The organism is Pantoea sp. S18 (assembly GCF_045689705.1).
Classification (GTDB): domain Bacteria; phylum Pseudomonadota; class Gammaproteobacteria; order Enterobacterales; family Enterobacteriaceae; genus Pantoea; species Pantoea symbiotica.
This window is the reverse complement of record NZ_CP142688.1, coordinates 601,413-619,303: the sequence shown is the minus strand read 5'-3', so window position 1 is coordinate 619,303 and position 17,891 is coordinate 601,413. Positions and strand designations below refer to the sequence as shown.

Annotated in this window: 15 protein-coding genes; 10 read left to right on the top strand and 5 right to left on the bottom strand. The window is 55.3% G+C overall.

All coding sequences use genetic code 11. The features are described 5' to 3' along the window. The first annotated feature begins 39 nt into the window (after positions 1-39). Complete coding sequence (locus VIJ98_RS02740; RefSeq protein WP_008104221.1) at positions 40-675, top strand: hypothetical protein; 636 nt, start codon at positions 40-42, stop codon at positions 673-675. A 114-nt stretch (positions 676-789) separates the two neighbouring features. After that, positions 790-1,467, top strand: a complete 678-nt coding sequence (locus tag VIJ98_RS02735; RefSeq protein ID WP_323272149.1) for a MarC family NAAT transporter — start codon at positions 790-792, stop codon at positions 1,465-1,467. A gap of 47 nt (positions 1,468-1,514) precedes the next feature. Here VIJ98_RS02735 and VIJ98_RS02730 read toward each other — a convergent pair whose 3' ends face one another. The 3 genes from VIJ98_RS02730 to VIJ98_RS02720 are packed head-to-tail and all read right to left on the bottom strand — an operon-like array spanning position 1,515 to position 5,309. Continuing rightward, a complete protein-coding gene (locus VIJ98_RS02730; protein ID WP_323272147.1) occupies positions 1,515-2,765 on the bottom strand; it encodes a cytochrome c in 1,251 nt (416 codons plus the stop codon). 4 nt (positions 2,766-2,769) lie between these two features. Next, positions 2,770-4,539 (bottom strand): GMC family oxidoreductase, encoded by a 1,770-nt coding sequence (locus VIJ98_RS02725; RefSeq protein ID WP_008104227.1) that lies wholly within the window; start codon positions 4,537-4,539, stop codon positions 2,770-2,772. 38 nt (positions 4,540-4,577) lie between these two features. Next, entirely contained in the window at positions 4,578-5,309 is a 732-nt protein-coding gene (locus VIJ98_RS02720) for a gluconate 2-dehydrogenase subunit 3 family protein (RefSeq protein ID WP_008104229.1), read from the bottom strand. Positions 5,310-5,841: 532 nt separating this feature from the next. Between VIJ98_RS02720 and VIJ98_RS02715 the strand changes: the two genes are divergently transcribed. The 8 genes from VIJ98_RS02715 (at position 5,842) to VIJ98_RS02680 (ending at position 15,470) form a co-directional block, all read left to right on the top strand. Beyond that, on the top strand, positions 5,842-7,410 hold the full coding sequence (locus VIJ98_RS02715) for an ABC transporter substrate-binding protein (protein ID WP_323272144.1): 1,569 nt from the start codon (positions 5,842-5,844) through the stop codon (positions 7,408-7,410). A 167-nt stretch (positions 7,411-7,577) separates the two neighbouring features. Next, positions 7,578-9,080, top strand: a complete 1,503-nt coding sequence (locus VIJ98_RS02710) for a helicase HerA-like C-terminal domain-containing protein (protein ID WP_179451911.1) — start codon at positions 7,578-7,580, stop codon at positions 9,078-9,080. An 80-nt stretch (positions 9,081-9,160) separates the two neighbouring features. Then, a complete protein-coding gene (locus VIJ98_RS02705; protein WP_323272143.1) occupies positions 9,161-10,438 on the top strand; it encodes a DUF445 domain-containing protein in 1,278 nt (425 codons plus the stop codon). A 200-nt stretch (positions 10,439-10,638) separates the two neighbouring features. Beyond that, positions 10,639-11,352 carry a deoxyribose-phosphate aldolase gene (deoC, locus tag VIJ98_RS02700; protein WP_323272142.1) on the top strand — a complete coding sequence of 238 codons (714 nt, stop codon included), beginning with the start codon at positions 10,639-10,641 and terminating at the stop codon, positions 11,350-11,352. A gap of 41 nt (positions 11,353-11,393) precedes the next feature. Beyond that, a complete protein-coding gene (locus VIJ98_RS02695) occupies positions 11,394-12,911 on the top strand; it encodes an FGGY family carbohydrate kinase (protein WP_323272140.1) in 1,518 nt (505 codons plus the stop codon). Next, entirely contained in the window at positions 12,908-14,239 is a 1,332-nt protein-coding gene (gene fucP / locus VIJ98_RS02690; RefSeq protein WP_323272138.1) for an L-fucose:H+ symporter permease, read from the top strand. Before VIJ98_RS02695 ends, fucP begins: the two co-directional genes overlap by 4 nt. Then, positions 14,239-14,631 (top strand): VOC family protein, encoded by a 393-nt coding sequence (locus tag VIJ98_RS02685; protein ID WP_323272136.1) that lies wholly within the window; start codon positions 14,239-14,241, stop codon positions 14,629-14,631. The genes fucP and VIJ98_RS02685 overlap by 1 nt, the downstream gene beginning before the upstream one ends. 77 nt (positions 14,632-14,708) lie before the next feature. Further along, complete coding sequence (locus tag VIJ98_RS02680; protein WP_323272134.1) at positions 14,709-15,470, top strand: DeoR/GlpR family DNA-binding transcription regulator; 762 nt, start codon at positions 14,709-14,711, stop codon at positions 15,468-15,470. Positions 15,471-15,566: 96 nt separating this feature from the next. Here the strand turns inward: VIJ98_RS02680 and lptG are convergent, their stop codons facing one another. Both lptG and lptF read right to left on the bottom strand, forming a co-directional pair. After that, positions 15,567-16,643, bottom strand: coding sequence for an LPS export ABC transporter permease LptG (lptG, locus tag VIJ98_RS02675; protein WP_008104239.1), 1,077 nt, complete (start codon positions 16,641-16,643; stop codon positions 15,567-15,569). Then, positions 16,643-17,743: an LPS export ABC transporter permease LptF gene (gene lptF, locus VIJ98_RS02670; RefSeq protein ID WP_312663289.1), complete on the bottom strand. Its 1,101-nt coding sequence runs from the start codon at positions 17,741-17,743 to the stop codon at positions 16,643-16,645. Before lptF ends, lptG begins: the two co-directional genes overlap by 1 nt. Between the last annotated feature and the right edge of the window lie 148 nt (positions 17,744-17,891).

Sequence of the window (17,891 nt, the reverse complement as noted above, 5' to 3'; positions counted from 1 at the left end):
AGGCTATAGTGAGATTTTGCACCACACAGGACAGCGCACATGAAAGGCATCAACATTGCGATTTACTTCGATCCCGACCAGATTCACATCTGCGTTCACCAGCAGGATGACAGCTATCTCAGCCAAACCTTTATTTACGACGACAGCGTAATTGAAGAGATTTATCAGTGGCTGGAGCAGTTCACGCCTAATCGCACCCACATTTGCCTGATTGAGCACGATACCGCCGATATCCTCGCCGATGAGTTGGTGGATAACGGTTATCACGTCCATCAGGTGACGCAACACGATCTCTTGACCTGGTTCGCCAACGAACCGCCTGCCGAACCCGATGGTTCACCGGTGCGCGCGCTGCTGCGTTATCTGGAGAACGAGCAGCCATCCGAATACCAGTCACGCACGCCGCAGATTGAAGCCTTGATGGATTTGCTGGATGAGCTGGACGATCTCGAAGGTGTGGATGAAGTCGAAGATGAAGACAATCTGCCGGATGATGTGCTGCGCCTGATGAAGCAGAAGAAGATCAGCGCGCAAGACGCCGCCCAGCGTTTGCTGCCCGATGTGAATGAGCGCATTCGTGAGCATTTGATCAACTATCCCGAACTGATGACGCCGGAACTACTGCAGGATTTCTTCCCCGAGTTGATTGAAGCGCTGGATACGCCGAAGCATTGATGTTCGGGTAGGTGCGATGCCTGACACGGTCGCCATAAATGGCGACCCTACGAAGGGCATTGCCGCATTTGTAGGGTCGCCATTTATGGCGACCTGGAATTCTGAGGACATTTCATGCTGGAATTGTTTAAAGCCATCGGGCTGGGATTGGTGGTGATTTTGCCGCTCGCCAATCCGCTGACCACCGTGGCGCTGTTTCTCGGCCTGGCCGGTGAGATGAATTTCCAGGAACGTAATCGCCAGGCAATGCAGGCCTCGATCTACGTGTTCCTGATCATGATGGTGGCGTGGTACGCCGGCAGCGCAGTGCTGCACACCTTTGGTATCTCGATTCCCGGCCTGCGCATGGCGGGCGGATTGATTGTAGCGTTTATCGGTTTTCGTATGCTGTTTCCGGCGAAACCGGTGGGGCATTCGGTTGAAGCCGAACATAAGCAGGATGAGCTGGACGCAACCGATAACAACCGCGAAAGCGTCAACATCGCGTTTGTGCCGCTGGCAATGCCGAGCACCGCTGGGCCGGGCACCATCGCGATGATCATCAGTTCCGCGTCGACGGTTAAATCGGGTGTGGACTTCCCGGCGTGGGTGGTTGCCGTTGCGCCGGTGCTGATATTTCTGACCGTGTCGGTGATTCTGTGGATTTCACTGCGCAGCTCGGGCGCCATCATGAAGCTGGTAGGTAAAGGCGGGATCGAAGCGATTTCACGTTTGATGGGCTTTTTGCTGGTATGTATGGGCGTGCAGTTCGTGATTAACGGCGTGTTAGAAGTGATTCACAATTATCATTGATATCAAGACATTAAAAAAAGGTCGCCATGAATGGCGACCCTACGGTTTTATTTCAACGTTTTACGCACTTCGGCTACCTGATCTTTCGTCACCGCTGGCGCATTGTTGCTCCAGCCCTGACGAATAAAGGTCGCCAGTTTAGCCACTTGATCATCATCCAGACGCTTAGCAAAACCTGGCATCGCCAGCGTTGATGGCGCCTTCTCGGTCGATGGCTGCTGCGCACCGGCCAGAATGGTGTGGATCAAACCGCTTGGATCTTTGGCATTGACGATCGTTGCCTGATCCAGCTCCGGGAAGATCCCCGGCGCGCCTTTACCGGTGACAAAGTGGCAAGCGCCGCAGTTGTCGATATACAGACGCTCACCTTCCGACAAACCTTTCGCGGCAGTCAGTTTCGCTTCCGTCGCCTGCTGTTTCTTCACGTCATACGCCTGCAGCGCCGGGTTGCCGCCAAGGAACTTCAGATAGGAGGCAATCGCTTTCAGGTCAGCATCGGTCATGTGCGAGCTCGAGTGCTCAATCACTGACTTCATCTCACCGCCCACCGCCGCTTTATCGTTACGACCGGTTTGCAGGTAATCAACGATCTCCTGCTCGCTCCAGCGCGGCAAGCCACGCAGTGACGGCACATCCCAGTTATTCAGGCTGCCACCAGCAAGGAACTGATCGTCGCCGCTATCCAGCGCTTTCTCGTTCATGCCGAGGCCGCGTGGCGTATGGCAGCTGCCGCAGTGACCCAGGCTTTCCACGATGTATGCACCGCGATTGACCTCTTCTGACGCGCCGCCAATCGGCTGGAATGGCTTGTCAGAGGTAAACGCCCAGTTCCAGAAGCGCATGCCCCAGCGCTGGCTGAACGGGAAGCTGAGATCGGTTTTCGGCGGCTGCTCGCTGCTCGGCTTCACGCCTTTCATGAAGTAGACATACAGCGCGTGCATATCGGCGTCGGAGATTTTGGCGTAATCCGGATACGGCATCGCCGGATAGAGACGCGACCCGTTCGGCAACACGCCTTTGCGCACCGCGTCCGAGAACTGCTGTTCGCTGTAGTTGCCGATGCCGTGCTCTTTGTCTGGCGTGATGTTGGTGGAGTAAATAGTGCCAAGATTCGACTCAATCGCCAAACCACCAGCGTAATCCCCTTTGCCGGAAACGGTATGGCACGCCATACAGTCGCCGAGACGCGACAGGTATTCACCCTGCTTGATCAATTGAGCTTCATCTTCCGCGTGTGCCTGCACTGCAAAGCTGCCCAGCAGCACGGCGTTGGCGATTAACAATGATTTTAATTTCATGCGCTTATGCCTGTACCAGTGGACCGGGATTTTTCAGATAATGTTCTTTAATCGCTTGTGCCGCCATCAAGGTGATCGCGCCGATGGTATCGGTCGGGTTCGCCTGGAAGTTTTGCGGGAAGGCGTTGCCGCCCGGCACAAACACGTTATGAACATCCCAGCTCTGCAGGTACTTGTTCAGTGCAGAGGTTTTCGGGTTATCGCCCATCACCGCGCCGCCCACGTTGTGGGTCGAAACATATTTGGTGAGGTCAAAATCCGCGCCCATCGGCAGGAAGCTCATGCTCATGCTGTCTGGGTTCAGCTCTTTAGCGATGTTGCCGACGATGCCTTTCAGATGCTGTTGCAGCTTCAGTTCGTTCTCTTTCCAGTTGAACGTCATACGCAGCAACGGCTGACCGCGATGGTCGGTGTAGTTTGGATCCAGATCCAGATAGATATCGCGGTACGACTGGCAGGTGGTGGTGATGCTGATCTTCATGGAATGGTTGTACCACTCCTCCAGACCTTCCTTGTAACCCATGCCCCAGCTCGGTGTACCTTTCGGCAACGCAGCAGCCATTGGCGTACCGGTGGCCTGCGAACTGTGGATCTTGGCGCCGCCCAGGAAGCCAAGGCCCGGACCGTCGAAGTTGCCTGGTGAGATGTCGTTGAACATCTGGCCGGTGGCGCCTGCGGTGGCGTAAGAGTTGAAGTTTTTGTCTTTGAAGAACAGAGTTGCGCCGCCGTTCGACAGGAACGCGTAGTTACGCCCCACCACACCTTCTTCGGTGATTGGGTTATACGGCTTGCCGATACCGGACAGCAGCATCAGGCGCACGTTGTAGAGCTGGAAGCTGGAGAGCACCACGATCTTCGCCGGCTGGAATACTTCGTTGCCGTCCACATCGTAGTAAATCACGCCTTTGGCGGTTTTCTGATCGTCGTGCAGCACTACTTTCACCACTTCGGCGTGCACTTCGTAAGAGAAGTTTGGCATGCGCTTCAGCGCATCCATCACCGCAGTTTGTGGTGAGGCTTTTGAGTAGTTGAGGCACGGATATTTCGAGCAGTAGCCACAGTAGTTACACGGTGCGATCTGGTTGCCGTAGGGGTTTTTCCACGCGCGCGATACGCAGGCAGAAGGGTTCGGGAACGGATGATAGCCGAGCTTGGTGGCCGCCTCTTTGAACATCACGTTGTTCAGCGTGTCTTCAAGCGCAGGCAACGGATAAGGTTCAGAGCGTGGGCCTTCAAACGGATCGCCGCCCGGCAGAATCTGACCGCGCAGATTGCCGGTGTTACCCGATTGACCGCAGATCAGCTCAAACTTGTAGTAATACGGCTCGATCTCTTCCCATGTGAACGGGAAGTCCATCACGCGCATATCTTCCTGCAGGATGCCCGGCTTGTAGGCCTCATCGACGTAGGTTTTCAGCTTGATATCGGTTGGGGTGGGACGAATCAGCACCGCCGTCCAGTGCATGCCCGCGCCGCCCACGCCGGTACCCGGCGCAAACGCGCCCCATTTACGGGTTGGCAACGCCGTCTGGCTGCTGTTGTAACGCACGGTAACCGCCACTTCTTTCGGGGTAGCGAACACTTTGTTACGCACGTTGTAGGCGTATTCATCGGCCGGTTTCGGATAGGCGAAATCCGGGTAATCACGCTCGCCGCCACGCTCTAATGCGCGCACTTCGAGTCCCGCCATCGCCAGTTCGATACTCATCAACGAGCCGGCCCAGCCGAGGCCGCAAACGACGACGTCGACTTCTTTCTTTGTAATCTGTGCCATGTTAATCCTGTCTCACATACCAAAAACGGGGGGTGTGCTTACGCGCTTTCACCCAAGAGGCTGACCGGTCCCAGCGGGTACGGCACGTTGTGCTGCTTCACCCATTCGGTAAAGCTGGCGCGTGCGCCCGGGAAGCCGATGGCAATCCAGGCTTTCATGCCTTTGTTGCCGCCGTACATCGGGTCAGCGAGGTAGCCGTGTTTGGTATCTGCAAGCAGTTGGCCGAAGAACTGCGAGGCTTTCAGGTTCTCTTCGCCCAGCGCGGCGAAGTCGATACCGTCGTTTTTGTTCACTTTGGTGAGGACGGCATCTTTCTCTTCCAGTGACAGCTCATGGAACGGTTTCTGGAAGTTGCTTTGCGTCCATTGATTCACCAGCTTGATACCGGTTTGGTACATCTGCTGTGGCGTGAACGGGATTTGATAACCCATGGTGGCAGGCGCATGCACGTTGAAAGGACCTTGCATGTAGATCTCTGCCCCGAACTCCGGGCTGTGCAACTGCTGATCGATAAAGATCGGTACGTTGGTTTCCAGTGCACCTGGCGCTTTACCTTTGCCGCCGGCGGGGATCAGACGATCGGCTGCGGCCAGAATAAATTGCCACTCATCGGCACTGAAAAAGATCGGTTTATAGTCGGCGAGCTCAGGTGCTGCCATTTCCGCAGCTTGCGCCGCAGTCAATCCCTTAAATACCAGGTCACTTAATGGCAAAGCCAGAAGGGACCCAAGTAAAAACTTACGTCTGGTGGTCGGTTTATTTAGAAGCATGGCGCGACGACTCTCACTTGCTAAGAAAGATAATTATTTTTGTTAATAGCTTTATAAATCGGTAAATAACCTGGCAATCTTAGGGATATAGGTATTTCTGAATGTAAAAATTCAATTAAGGATGTGTTTTGATGAAATTCAATCATCATGTTGAATTTAGGTTAAGGCTTAGTAAAAGGCTTTCGAGGCGAAAAACACGGTTTTAACCGTACATTTGATGGGATATTGGCACTAATCAGTGGGCATTTGACCAGGTATTATCGCGCAAAGAAATAATCGCAGAAATGAATCAATGAAAAAAAATCATACTTCCATACCAGAGAATTATTCTCATTTATAACATCCTATTTACTTTATTGACCAGCAGATGAACGATCTATTTCGTGGAAATGACAAGTCGCGCACAAAATAAACGTAATAATACCTCAAGGTAATCAATTGTTATTTTCCGGCACAGCTCAGAACAAACCGGCATTTTGCCAACGCGACGGCAGAGATAGAGTGAATTTATCTATCACTCAGGACAATAATAATGCGCTCACTGATTTTGCTCGTCGCTTTATGGGGCAGCAGCTTTGCACTGCACGCCGCCACACCGAAAGATACCCTTGTCGTCGCCGTCCCGCTCGACGGCATTATTAGCTTCGATCCCGCTGAAAGCTTCGAAACCGTCAGTAACAGCGTGCAGCGCAACATCTACCAAACGTTAGTGGAGGCGGATCGTAATGACCCACAAAAACTGGCACCGCTGCTGGCCACCAACTGGCAACAAGGCAGCACGCCGCACAGCTTAGTGTTCAACATCCAACCCGATGCACACTTCTCCAGCGGCAATCCGGTGACGGCGCAGGATGTGATCTTCTCACTGACGCGCGCGGTGCAGCTCAACAAAGCGCCCTCTTTCATCCTCGCTGAATTTGGCTGGACCAGGGAAAACATCGCCAGCCAGTTCAAAGTGCTGAATGACCATCAGCTGGAGATTCAGTGGCCGGCGCAGATTGGTCAAAACCTGGCGCTACGTCTGCTGACCGCGCCGGTTGCCTCGGTGGTGGATAGCAAAACCGTGCAGCAACATGTTGCCAATAACGATCTCGGCAACGGCTGGCTGCATACTAACTCCGCCGGCAGCGGCGCCTTTACCATTCAGCAATATGTGCCGCAGCAGGCGCTGGTGCTGAGCGCTAACCAACAAGCTAAGCCGCAGCCGAAGCTGAAACGCATTTTACTGAAAGGCGTGGCGGATGCCGGTGCGCGTCGTTTGCTGATTCAGCAAGGCGATGTCGATGTGGCGTACCAGCTTGGCCCGGACCAGATTGATGCGCTTAAGAGCGACAAAAACCTGCGCATTGAAGCCTTCCCATCCAGCCTGGTTTACTACCTCGGTTTCAATACCAAAGACAAAGCGCAACCGGCATTAGGCAATCCGGCGCTGTGGCAAGCCGCGCGCTGGCTGGTGGATTACAATTCCATCTCGAAGGATTTGCTGAAAGGTCAGTACCGCATTCATCAGAGCTTCCTGCCGCAGGGCTTTGACGGCGCGCTGGACGATCAACCGTTCCACTACGATGTGGCGAAAGCCAAAGAGATTTTAGCCAAAGGCGGCATCAAGCCGGGTACCAGGTTTGCGCTGACGGTGATCAATCAGCCGCCTTACATTGACGTGGCAGAGGCGCTGCAGGCCAGCTTCGCCAAAGCTGATGTGCAGATTGAGTTGCAGCCGGTGGCGGAATCCGAGTTGTGGAGCAAAATGCGCGGTCGCGATTTCCAGTCGATCTTCATCTATTGGGGCGCGGACTATGTCGATCCGAACACCAATGCCAGCGCTTTTGCGTATAACGTGCCGGGCGGTTCCAAAACCCTGGCGTGGCGCGTCGGCTGGGATATTCCAGATCTGAGCGCGAAAACCCGTGCTGCAGCCGGTGAAAGCGATGCCGTTAAGCGCCGTGCGCTCTATACCGATTTGCAGAAAACCGTGCAACAGAACTCACCGTTCGTAGTGACGCTGCAGGGCGCACAGCAGGTGGCGGTGCGGAATAACGTGAATCATGTGCAGCAAGGGATCGGCGTGAGTTTGCTGTTTTTTGATACGGTGCAGAAGTAATCTCATTTCAGCGTTATTGTTCGGTGCGCATAAATGCGCACCCTACAAAACCGTAGGGTCGCCATTCATGGCGACCGTTATGAACCTCGACTGACAAACATTACGCGATACACCGCGCCGCTTGCTATCCTTTCTGGCATAACCTATTGCCTGAGAGCGAAAAAATCATGACCACTCCGTTACTGATTGCCCAAACGCCTGACGTTCAACTGCATCTTCTCTCCAACATGGCCAACCGCCACGGTTTGATCACTGGCGCCACCGGCACCGGCAAAACCGTCACGCTGCAAAAGCTGGCGGAATCCTTCTCCGATATCGGCGTGCCGGTGTTTATGGCCGATGTGAAAGGCGATCTCACCGGCATTTCCGCTGCGGGTGAAGGTTCAGAGAAGCTGCTGGCGCGTCTGGCGAAAATTGGCGTTACCGACTGGCAGGCGCAGAAAAATCCGGTAATGGTGTGGGATATTTTTGGTCAGCAAGGCCATCCGGTACGCGCCACGGTCTCCGATCTCGGCCCGCTGCTGCTGGCGCGTCTGCTCAACCTCAACGAGGTGCAATCGGGCGTATTGCAAATCATCTTCCGCATCGCCGACGATCAGGGCTTGTTGCTGCTGGATTTCAAAGATCTGCGCGCCATGACGCAGTACATCGGCGACAACGCCAAAGCCTTCCAGACGCAATATGGCAACATCAACAGCGCATCCGTTGGGGCGATTCAGCGCGGATTACTGGCGCTGGAGCAGCAAGGTGCTGAACACTTCTTTGGCGAGCCGATGCTGGATATCCGCGACTGGATGCGCTGCGACAGCAACGGCAAAGGCTTTATCAACATCCTCTCGGCGGAAAAGCTCTATCAAATGCCGAAACTCTACGCCACCAGCCTGCTGTGGCTGCTGGCCGAGCTGTATGAGCACTTGCCCGAAGCTGGCGATCTCGATAAGCCGAAAATGGTGTTCTTCTTCGATGAAGCGCATCTGCTGTTTACCGATGCGCCGCCGGTGCTGCTGGAGAAAGTGGAACAGGTGATTCGCCTAATCCGTTCGAAAGGCGTTGGCGTCTATTTCGTTACGCAGAATCCCGCCGATATTCCCGACAACGTGCTGGGCCAGCTCGGCAACCGCGTGCAGCACGCGCTGCGCGCCTTTACGCCGAAAGATCAGAAAGCGGTAAAAAGCGCCGCCGAAACCATGCGCGCCAATCCGGCGTTTGATACCGTCGAGGCGATTCAGGCGCTCGGCACCGGCGAAGCGCTGATCTCCTTCCTCGATGAAAAAGGCAGCCCATCAATGGTGCAGCGGGCGATGGTGATTGCGCCCGGCTCGCGCATGGGGCCGGTAAGCCAGGATGAACGTAACGGCCTGATTAACAACTCACCGCTGTACGGTAAATACGACACTGAAGTGGATCGCGAATCAGCGTTCGAAATGCTGCAAAAAGGCGTGCAGGCCACCACGCAGCAAGCCAATGCGCCAGAAGCCAAAGGCAACAACGTTGCCGTCGATGACGGTATTCTCGGCGGCCTGAAGGACATCTTGTTCGGCAGCACCGGCCCGCGCGGCGGCAAGCGTGACGGCGTGGTGCAGAGCGTGGCCAAAAGTGCCGCGCGTCAGGTCACCAATCAGATCATTCGCGGTGTATTAGGTAGCCTATTAGGCGGCCGCCGTCGCTAATACCCGTCATACTTCAAGCCGCAGGTGCGTTGGCTGCATGTCTTCCTGCAACTCGAATTATTTAGGGTATTTAAGGAGCTATGGATAAATTTCAACAACTCAAGCGCAGCAAACGTCTGGCGCTGTCGCTGCTGCTGATTGCGGCAGCGACTTTTGTGGTAACGCTGTTTTTGCCCCCCAACTTTTGGGTACTCGGGCTGAAGGCGATTGCCGAAGCGGCGATGGTCGGCGCATTAGCCGACTGGTTCGCCGTGGTGGCGCTGTTCCGCCGCGTGCCGGTGCCGTTTATCTCGCGTCATACTGCGATTATTCCGCGCAATAAAGATCGCATTGGCGAGAATTTGGGTCGCTTCGTGCAGGAGAAATTCCTTGATACCGATTCGCTGCTGGCGCTGATTCGCCGCCACGATCCATCGCAGATGCTGGCGCAGTGGCTGAACACGCCGGGCAACGCCGATCGTATTGGCCGCCATCTGTTGCAGGTGATGCGCGGTTTTCTCGATCTCACCGATGATCAACGCATTCAGCGTTTTCTGCGCCGTGCGGTGCATCGCGCGTTGGATAAGGTCGATCTCACCCAATCCAGCGCGCTGCTGCTGGATAGCCTGACGAAAAATAATCGTCATCAGGAGCTGCTGGATGCGGCGGTACAACAGCTGCTGCGCCTGCTGCACAAGCCCGGTACGCGCGAGTTTATCGCCGCGCAGATTGTGCGCTGGCTGAAGCGCGAGCATCCGATTAAAGCCAAAATGTTGCCGACCGAATGGCTTGGCGAGCACAGCGCCGATTTGGTGGCGAATGCGGTGGATTCGATACTCGATCAGGTGGCGCTCGATCAGGGACATGAGTTACGTCTCGGCTTTGACCGGGCGGTGCAGCGCCTGATTGAGCGGCTGAAAAGCGATCCTGAGATGGCGGAACGCGCCGAAACCATCAAGAGCTGGCTGAAGGAAGATGAGTCTTTCAATCGCTACATTGGCGAGCTGTGGCAGGATTTACGTGGCTGGCTGAAAGACGACCTGAGCAGCGAGGATTCGCGGGTGCAGGAGCGCGTCCGGCTGGCTGCGCTGTGGCTGGGCGAAACTCTGGCGGCCGATGAAGCGCTGCGCGCTTCCATGAATCAGCATCTGGAAGACGCTGCACGTAGCGTCGCGCCGGAGTTTGCCGCCTTCCTGACGCGCCACATTAGCGATACGGTGAAAAGCTGGGACGCCCGCGATATGTCACAGCAAATTGAGCTGAATATTGGCCGCGACCTGCAGTTTATCCGCATTAACGGCACGCTGGTTGGCGGGACAATTGGGCTGATTTTGTATTTGCTTTCACAATTGCCAGGGTTGATTCAGCAGTTGCATTAGTCAGGTCACCATAAATGGCGACCCTACAGGGGCGCACATGCGTTGTAGGGTCGCCATTTATGGTGACCTTATGATGCAAACACCATCACTTGCTTTCATCTATTTTCACTTCATAGATCACAAAATCCACAGATCGCGATTACTTTCACTTTAACTTTCATTTACTGTCACATTGTCATGTTAATTGAAAGGAAGAGAAAATGAATCGCATCACCCAACAAATGGCGCGCATGATCGACCTCAGCGCGGTGCAGGCCACCAATACCGAAGCTGATATCCGCCAATGTGCCGAGCTGGCGATCCGCTACAACATCATCGCCATCCACGTGTTGCCGTGCTGGACGCGCTTTTTGAGCACGCTGCTACCGGAACAAGGCCGCGGTGAGATCATGATCGGCGGGCCGGTTGGTTTCCCAAGCGGCGGCCACGCTACCGACACCAAGGTGCAGGAAGTACGTCAGCTGATTTGCGACGGTGCGCGTGAGGTCGACATGGTAGTTAACATCGGCAAAGTGTTGTCCGGCCGTTTTGATGAAGTGAAACAGGATCTGCAACGCGTAGTTGAAGCAGCAGCTCCCATCGAAGCCAAAGTGATCCTCGAAACCCATTATCTCAATGAAGAGCAGATCCGCCGCGTATGCGACATCGCGGTAGAAGCGGGCATGAAGTGGATCAAAACCTCTACCGGCTGGGCACCGACCGGCGCAACCGAAGAGAAAGTGGCGATCATCGCCGATCAGCTCAAAGGCCGTTTGCGCATTAAAGGATCGGGCGGCATCCGCGATCTCGACACCATCCGCACCCTGTATCGTCTTGGCGTGCGCCGCTTTGGCATGAGCGCCAGCGCCACCGAAAAAGTGCTGGCCCAGCTGGAACAAGATCCGTCGCTGTTCCCGGAACTGGCGCAGAACTAAGTTAAAACGCTGCAACTCTCCGGCGTGATATGGAGTGAATAATGAAAAAATACCTTCTTACCCTCGACATTGGCACGGGCAGCACGCGTGCTGCTCTTGTTACTACCGACGGCGACATCGTCGGTTTTGCCCAACGTGAATATTTACAGACAAGCCCGCAGCCCGGCTGGGTTGAACAAGCCCCATCGCTGTGGTGGAACTCTGTTTGCGACGGCATCCGGGAATTAAATACGCGCTTTGCCGCTGAGATGACGCAGATTGCCGCCGTTGCAGCCTGCGGGCAGATGCACGGCACGGTACTGCTGGATAGCGCTGGTCGTTTGGTCGAAGACCGCGCGCTGCTGTGGAACGACAAACGCGCTTGGTCGCAGGTCGCTGCCTTCCGCGAGCAGGAAGATGCGCTGTTTTGGCTTGAGCATCTGAATAATCCACCGACGCCGGCCTGGCCCGCGTTCAAGTTGCAATGGATTCGTGAGCACCATCCTGACGTCGGGTCGCGCATCGCCAGCGTGTTGATGCCAAAAGATTTTATTAACTTCCAGCTGACCGGCGTGCGCGCCACTGATTACAGTGAAGCCTCCTGCTATTACCTAATGGACAGCGCCACGCGCCAATGGTCAAATCGCGCGCTAGATCACTTCCAACTGCGCGCTGATTTATTGCCGACCATTCACGCCGCCAGCGATGTGATTGGCAGCATCAGCCCACAAGCGGCACGGGAAACCGGCCTGCAACCCGGCATTCCGGTGGTCGCAGGCACCGCCGATATGGCCGCTAGCCTGTTGGGCTCTGGCGTGTATAAGCCTGGCCAGGCCTCCGACAGCACCGGCACATCCACTTTAATTACCGTGGTCAGCGATGCGCCGTTGCTACACACCCAAGTGAACAATTTGCATCTGAGCAACAACGCATGGGGTGGATTTACCTTACTGGATGCCGGTGGCGATGCGATGCGCTGGGCGCGCGAAGCCTTTGGCAGCGGTCAGCATTCCCATCCAGACATGCTTCGACTTGCCGCCGAAACCAAACCGGGCGCAGAGGGCTTGCTGTTCCTTCCTTATCTCACCGGCGAGCGTCTGGCCGAAAAGTGCAACTCACGCGGGCAGCTGTTTGGTTTGCAGCGCCGTCACCAAGCGGGACATCTGTATCGCGCGGTGTTGGAAGGCGTAGCCTTTGCTTCGTGGCGCAATCTGCGTCAGCTCAGCGAGTGTTGCACCATGCCAGATAGCATCATCGCTTCAGGCGGCGGTTCGCGCAGTGAACTGTGGCTGAGCATCAAAGCGTCGGTCTACAACCGCCCGATGCTGCAAACCGCTAATCAGGAAAACGGCACGCTGGGCAGCGCCATTCTCGCCGCCACCGGCATCGGCCACTTTAGCGATCTTGGCCACGGCGTGCAGCGTATGGTGCAGATTGCCGCTGAAATCCAGGCCGATGCACGTCTGCACGATGCCTACCAACGTCAGTTCGACATCTTCGACCAACTTTATTTGCAGGCTCAGCCGCTTTGGGATCGTCTCGATGCTGCGTCCGCCTGTTTTGAGGAGCAGGGATCATGAGCGAAATAACCATTAAGAAGCAGGATGAGGTCGCTGGTGCACATGGCGAAACGCTGGATCGCAGCGCGTATTTATCTTCCACGCCGTGGCTGCAATTACTGATGGTGTGCTGCCTGTTTGCCTTGTGGGGCATGGCAGGCAACCTGAATGACATCCTGATTGCCCAGTTTAAAAAGGGCTTCAACCTCAGCGATACGCAAACCGCACTGGTGCAGTCGATCTTCTTCCTCGGCTACTTCCTCGTTGCCTTGCCTGCCGCGGCGGTGATCAAACGTTACTCGTACAAAGTGGCGATTATCATTGGGTTGTGTTTGTACGCCGCGGGCTGCTTCCTGTTTATCCCGGCTGCGCACGTCATGACCTACGCCGCGTTCCTTGGCTGTTTGGGCGTGATCGCCAGCGGATTGTCGTTCCTTGAAACCTCGGCGAATACCTATTCGAGCCTGCTCGGTACCGCGGAAACCTCAACCCAACGCATCAACTTTTCGCAGATCTTCAACTCGGTTGGCGTGATTATGGGCGTGGTGATTGGTCAGCAGCTGATCTTCAATAAAGACGATCTGACGCACGATCAACTGGCCGCATTGCCGGCTGAAGTGGCTGATGGCATTCGTCAGCAAATGGTGTCGCAAGTGGTCACGCCGTACCTGATCATCGGTTCGATTCTGGTGGTGCTGGCGCTGGTGTTTGTGGCAGTGAAATTCCCGGCCTGTAAACCGGCGGCTAAAGATGACGCGCCAAAAGTCCCGCTCGGTCAATCGCTGAAGAAACTGTGGTCGATTCCGCGTTTCCGCATGGGCGTGCTGTCGCAGTTCCTCTACGTTGGCGCGCAAGTGGGCTTGTGGAGCTTCACCATTCGCTTCGTGCAGTTGATTGAACATGGCACCAGTGAACACTCCGCCACATGGTGGTTGATCGCCACGTTGCTGTGTTACTCAGCCGGTAAAGTGGTGACCACCGCGCTGATGAAACGTTATAGCCCAGCGCTGCTGCTCGGCATCTTCTGCTCTATCTGTGTGGCGCTGCTGTTGTTTGCGGTGAGCGAAAAAAGCATGGCGGCGGTAGTCGCAATTATGGCAGTCAACTTCTGTATGGCGCTGTGCTGGCCGACCAACTTTGGCTTAACCATCAAAGGTATGGGCGCGGAAACCCAGCTGGCCGGTTCCATCGTGGTAATGTCGATTATCGGCGGCGCGGTGATTCCGTTGGTGATGGGCATTATGTCGGATATGAATGGCGGCGACATGCAATTCGCCTTTGTCATCCCGCTGGTGTGCTTCATCTATGTCGCCTTCTTCGGCTTCTGGTGCCAGCGCAAAGGGGTGTAATGATGATTAAATCATTAGCGCACATTGGCTTACGCACGCAAAACATCGCCGCGTCACGTGACTTTTATCAGTCGCTGGGATTTGAGCCGCAGCGCCATCTGGAGATTGCAGAGCCTCGCGGGACCATTCTGGTGCAGTTTTTGCAGCAGCAAGGCATCATGCTGGAGCTGTATCAGCTGCCGTGGCAAACCAACGCGCGCCTCACGGAAGACAGCGGCATTGATCATCTGGCATGGCAAGTGGACGATCTCGCCTCTGCCGAAAACTGGGTGAAAACGCTGGGTTATCCGCTGGTCGAAGGACCGTGCGATCATCCCGCGGGCAGCCGCTACTTCATGATCGCCGGACCCGATGGCGAACGCGTAGAGTTTCTGCACCCCCTTCCCCGCTGAGTGAATTATCCGGGCGGAGTTCACGCCGCCCGGAAGCTGCGCTAGAGTGTGGCAGTTTCCCCCCGTTCGAGGCCGATATGTATCTAGAGGAAAGACAAGAAAAAATCCTCGCCATCCTGAAAGAGAAACGCAAAATCTCGGTTGGCGAAATGAGTGAGCGCTTTAATGTGTCGGGGGCCACCATTCGTACCGATCTGCGTTTGATGGAGGAATCCGGCCAGCTCACCCGTACCCACGGCGGCGCGATTTTGCGTACCCGCGCCAGCTTTGAGATCGGTTCGGAGCTACGCCAAAGCCTGAATATTGATGCCAAAGCGCGTGTCGGCGAACGTGCTGCAAAATTGGTGGAAGACGGCGACATCATCGTATTGGATACCGGCACCACTACGCTGCACATCGCGCATCATCTGCGTGAACGTAAAAATCTGACCGTAATTACCAACGATTTCGCCATTGCCCGCGTGCTGGAAGAAGCCAACGGCATCCAATTGGTGCTGCTCGGCGGTATGGTGAAGAAAGGCTATCACTGTGTGATTCCCGCGGCTGGCCGACAAATGATAGATCATCTCAACGTCGATAAAGCGTTTATGGCGGTTAATGGTATTTCGCTCAAGCAAGGTGCCTGCGTCGCTGACATTATGCTGGCGGAAAGTAAGCGCACCATTATCGAACACGCCAGCCAGGTGATTGTGGTGTGTGACAGCAGCAAGCTTGGAAATACCTCGCTGGCACAGTTCGCGCGCAGCGATCAGGTGGATATGTTGGTGATGGATGCGTTACCAGAAGACGCCGAAGCCTGGCAGCAGGCAGGAATTGCATTGGTGACGTTGGAAGATTGAACGATTTTTTGCGGAAATTGAAAAGGTCGCCATAAATGGCGACCCTACGGAGTGTATGTGTGTTGTAGGGTCGCCATTTATGGCGACCGCCCAACATTACCGGCGCTTCATCAGCAGGAACAAGCTGATGGCGAAGAACGCGCCGCTTGGCAAAATCGCACCCAGAATCGGCGGCAAACCGTAGACCAGACTCAGCGGACCAAAGATCTGATCCAGCACGTAGAACAGGAAGCCAAAGCTGATACCCGTCACCACGCGCACGCCCATTGATACGCTACGCAGCGGACCAAAGATAAACGACAGCGCCATCAGCATCATCACCGCGACAGAGAGCGGCTGGAAGATTTTGCTCCACATATTCAGCTGGTAGCGTCCTGAAACCTGGCCGCTCTGCTTGAGGTATTTACTGTAGTTATACAGGCCGGTGATCGACAGCGCGTCCGGATCCAGCGCCACCACGCCAAGCTTATCGGGCGTCAGGTTGGTTTTCCATTCGCCGCTCAGCGTTTGCGAGCCGGTAATCTGTTTGGCGTCTTGCAGATCCGATTCATCGACCTGCGACAGCGCCCACAGCTTTTTATCCGCATTCCAGGTAGCACTCGCCGCATAGCGAACACTCAGCAAACGGCGTTGATCGCTGAACTTGTAGATGCTGACGCCATCAATTTCGTTATCACCTTTGATGCGCTCGATGTAGATGAAGTCGTTGCCGTCCTTCGCCCACAGACCGTTTTGCGTCGAGACCAGCGAGCCACCGTAAAGCTGCTGTGCGCGGTAGTTACGCGCCATCTGTTCGCCCTGCGGCGCAACAAACTCGCCCACCGCCATGGTTAACAGCACCAGCGGAATCGCCGTTTTCATCACCGCCAGCGCCACCTGCATGCGGGTAAAGCCCGATGCCTGCATCACCACCAGTTCGCTACGCTGCGCCAGCGTGCCCAAACCCAGCAATGCGCCCAGCAGCGCCGCCATCGGGAAGAAGATTTCGATATCTTTCGGCACGCTGAGCAGCGTGTAGTAACCGGCGTCCAGCGCGGTATATGCGCCCTGCCCGGTTTTACGCAGCTGATCAACGAACTTGATAATGCCCGACAGCGACACCAGCATGAACAGCGTCAGCATGATGGTGTTGAAGATGGTTTTGCCGATATAGCGGTCAAGAACCTTAAACATCAGACCGATCCTCCACGGCTAAAGCGCGCACGGATGCGACGCATCGGCACGGTATCCCACAGGTTCAGCAGCACCGCCAGCGCCAGATAGGAGAAGTTCACCACCCACATCCAGATGGCCGGATCGAAGCGGCCTTTCGCGGCGTTGGAACGCAGCGAACTCTGCAGCAAGAAGAAGATCAGGTACAGCAGCATGGCAGGCAGCATCGACAGCACGCGGCCCTGACGCGGGTTCACCACGCTGAGCGGCACCACCATCAACGCCATAATCAGCACCGCAAACACCAGCGTTAAGCGCCAGTGCAGCTCCGCCTGGAACTGCGGGGTTTTGTTCTGGAACAGCGTGCTGATATCCGCCTGATCGGCATCGTTCGGATCGAGCGTGGCTTCTTTGTAGCCCACCAGCGCCTGATAATTCACAAAGTCGGTGATACGGAAGTCACGCAGCATCGCCGTGCCTTCAAAACGCGTGCCTTTATCCAGCGTCACCACTTGCGAGCCATCTTTGTGCTGCTCCATGTGACCGCTGTCAGCCAGCACCACCGATGGACGTGCATTGCCTTTCGGACGCAGTTGCGCCAGGAACACGTTACCGAAATGGTTGCCCTTCACATCTTCGACAAACAGCACCGCATTACCGTCGCTGGAGGTCTGGAACTGTCCAGCTGCCAGCGCGGCCGCGCCTGGGTTCGCTTTGGCGTTTTGCGTCACTTCCTGCTGATAACGTGAGGACCATGGCCCTAACCAAATGACGTTGACCGCCGCCACAATCGATGTGAACAGCATCAGAATCATCGCGGCTTTGATCAGCACACTTTTCCCCAGGCCGCAGGCATGCATCACCGTGATTTCACTTTCGGTGTACAGCCGCCCAAGGGTCATTAAAATCGCCAGAAACAGGCTTAGGGGCAGGATAAGTTGTGCCATTTCAGGCACGCCAAGTCCTAACAATGTTAGAACTAAGTTTGTTGGAATTTCGCCATCCACCGCAGCTCCCAAAATCCGCACTAACTTCTGGCAAAAGAAGATAAGTAGCAGGATGAAGAGGATAGCCAGCTGGCTTTTGAGCGTTTCCCGAACCAGATATCTAATGATGATCACGCTTAGTACGCCTGTGATAACTTGTCTTTTTGCAGGAAAATCGCTAGTTTCAACGCTTATCAGCCATTTTTCTTCATCAATGGCCGTCATCGTAGCTAAAATAGTATGACGAACGCGTTAGCGTGGTGAAAAAACAACATACTTGTCA

Bases quoted from the DNA above. Each gene is read 5' to 3' on its own strand.
- VIJ98_RS02740 (WP_008104221.1), top strand. From the start codon at position 40: ATGAAAGGCATCAACATTGCGATTTACTTCGATCCCGACCAGATTCAC.
- VIJ98_RS02735 (WP_323272149.1), top strand. From the start codon at position 790: ATGCTGGAATTGTTTAAAGCCATCGGGCTGGGATTGGTGGTGATTTTG.
- VIJ98_RS02730 (WP_323272147.1), bottom strand. From the start codon at position 2,765: ATGAAATTAAAATCATTGTTAATCGCCAACGCCGTGCTGCTGGGCAGC.
- VIJ98_RS02725 (WP_008104227.1), bottom strand. From the start codon at position 4,539: ATGGCACAGATTACAAAGAAAGAAGTCGACGTCGTCGTTTGCGGCCTC.
- VIJ98_RS02720 (WP_008104229.1), bottom strand. From the start codon at position 5,309: ATGCTTCTAAATAAACCGACCACCAGACGTAAGTTTTTACTTGGGTCC.
- VIJ98_RS02715 (WP_323272144.1), top strand. From the start codon at position 5,842: ATGCGCTCACTGATTTTGCTCGTCGCTTTATGGGGCAGCAGCTTTGCA.
- VIJ98_RS02710 (WP_179451911.1), top strand. From the start codon at position 7,578: ATGACCACTCCGTTACTGATTGCCCAAACGCCTGACGTTCAACTGCAT.
- VIJ98_RS02705 (WP_323272143.1), top strand. From the start codon at position 9,161: ATGGATAAATTTCAACAACTCAAGCGCAGCAAACGTCTGGCGCTGTCG.
- deoC (WP_323272142.1), top strand. From the start codon at position 10,639: ATGAATCGCATCACCCAACAAATGGCGCGCATGATCGACCTCAGCGCG.
- VIJ98_RS02695 (WP_323272140.1), top strand. From the start codon at position 11,394: ATGAAAAAATACCTTCTTACCCTCGACATTGGCACGGGCAGCACGCGT.
- fucP (WP_323272138.1), top strand. From the start codon at position 12,908: ATGAGCGAAATAACCATTAAGAAGCAGGATGAGGTCGCTGGTGCACAT.
- VIJ98_RS02685 (WP_323272136.1), top strand. From the start codon at position 14,239: ATGATGATTAAATCATTAGCGCACATTGGCTTACGCACGCAAAACATC.
- VIJ98_RS02680 (WP_323272134.1), top strand. From the start codon at position 14,709: ATGTATCTAGAGGAAAGACAAGAAAAAATCCTCGCCATCCTGAAAGAG.
- lptG (WP_008104239.1), bottom strand. From the start codon at position 16,643: ATGTTTAAGGTTCTTGACCGCTATATCGGCAAAACCATCTTCAACACC.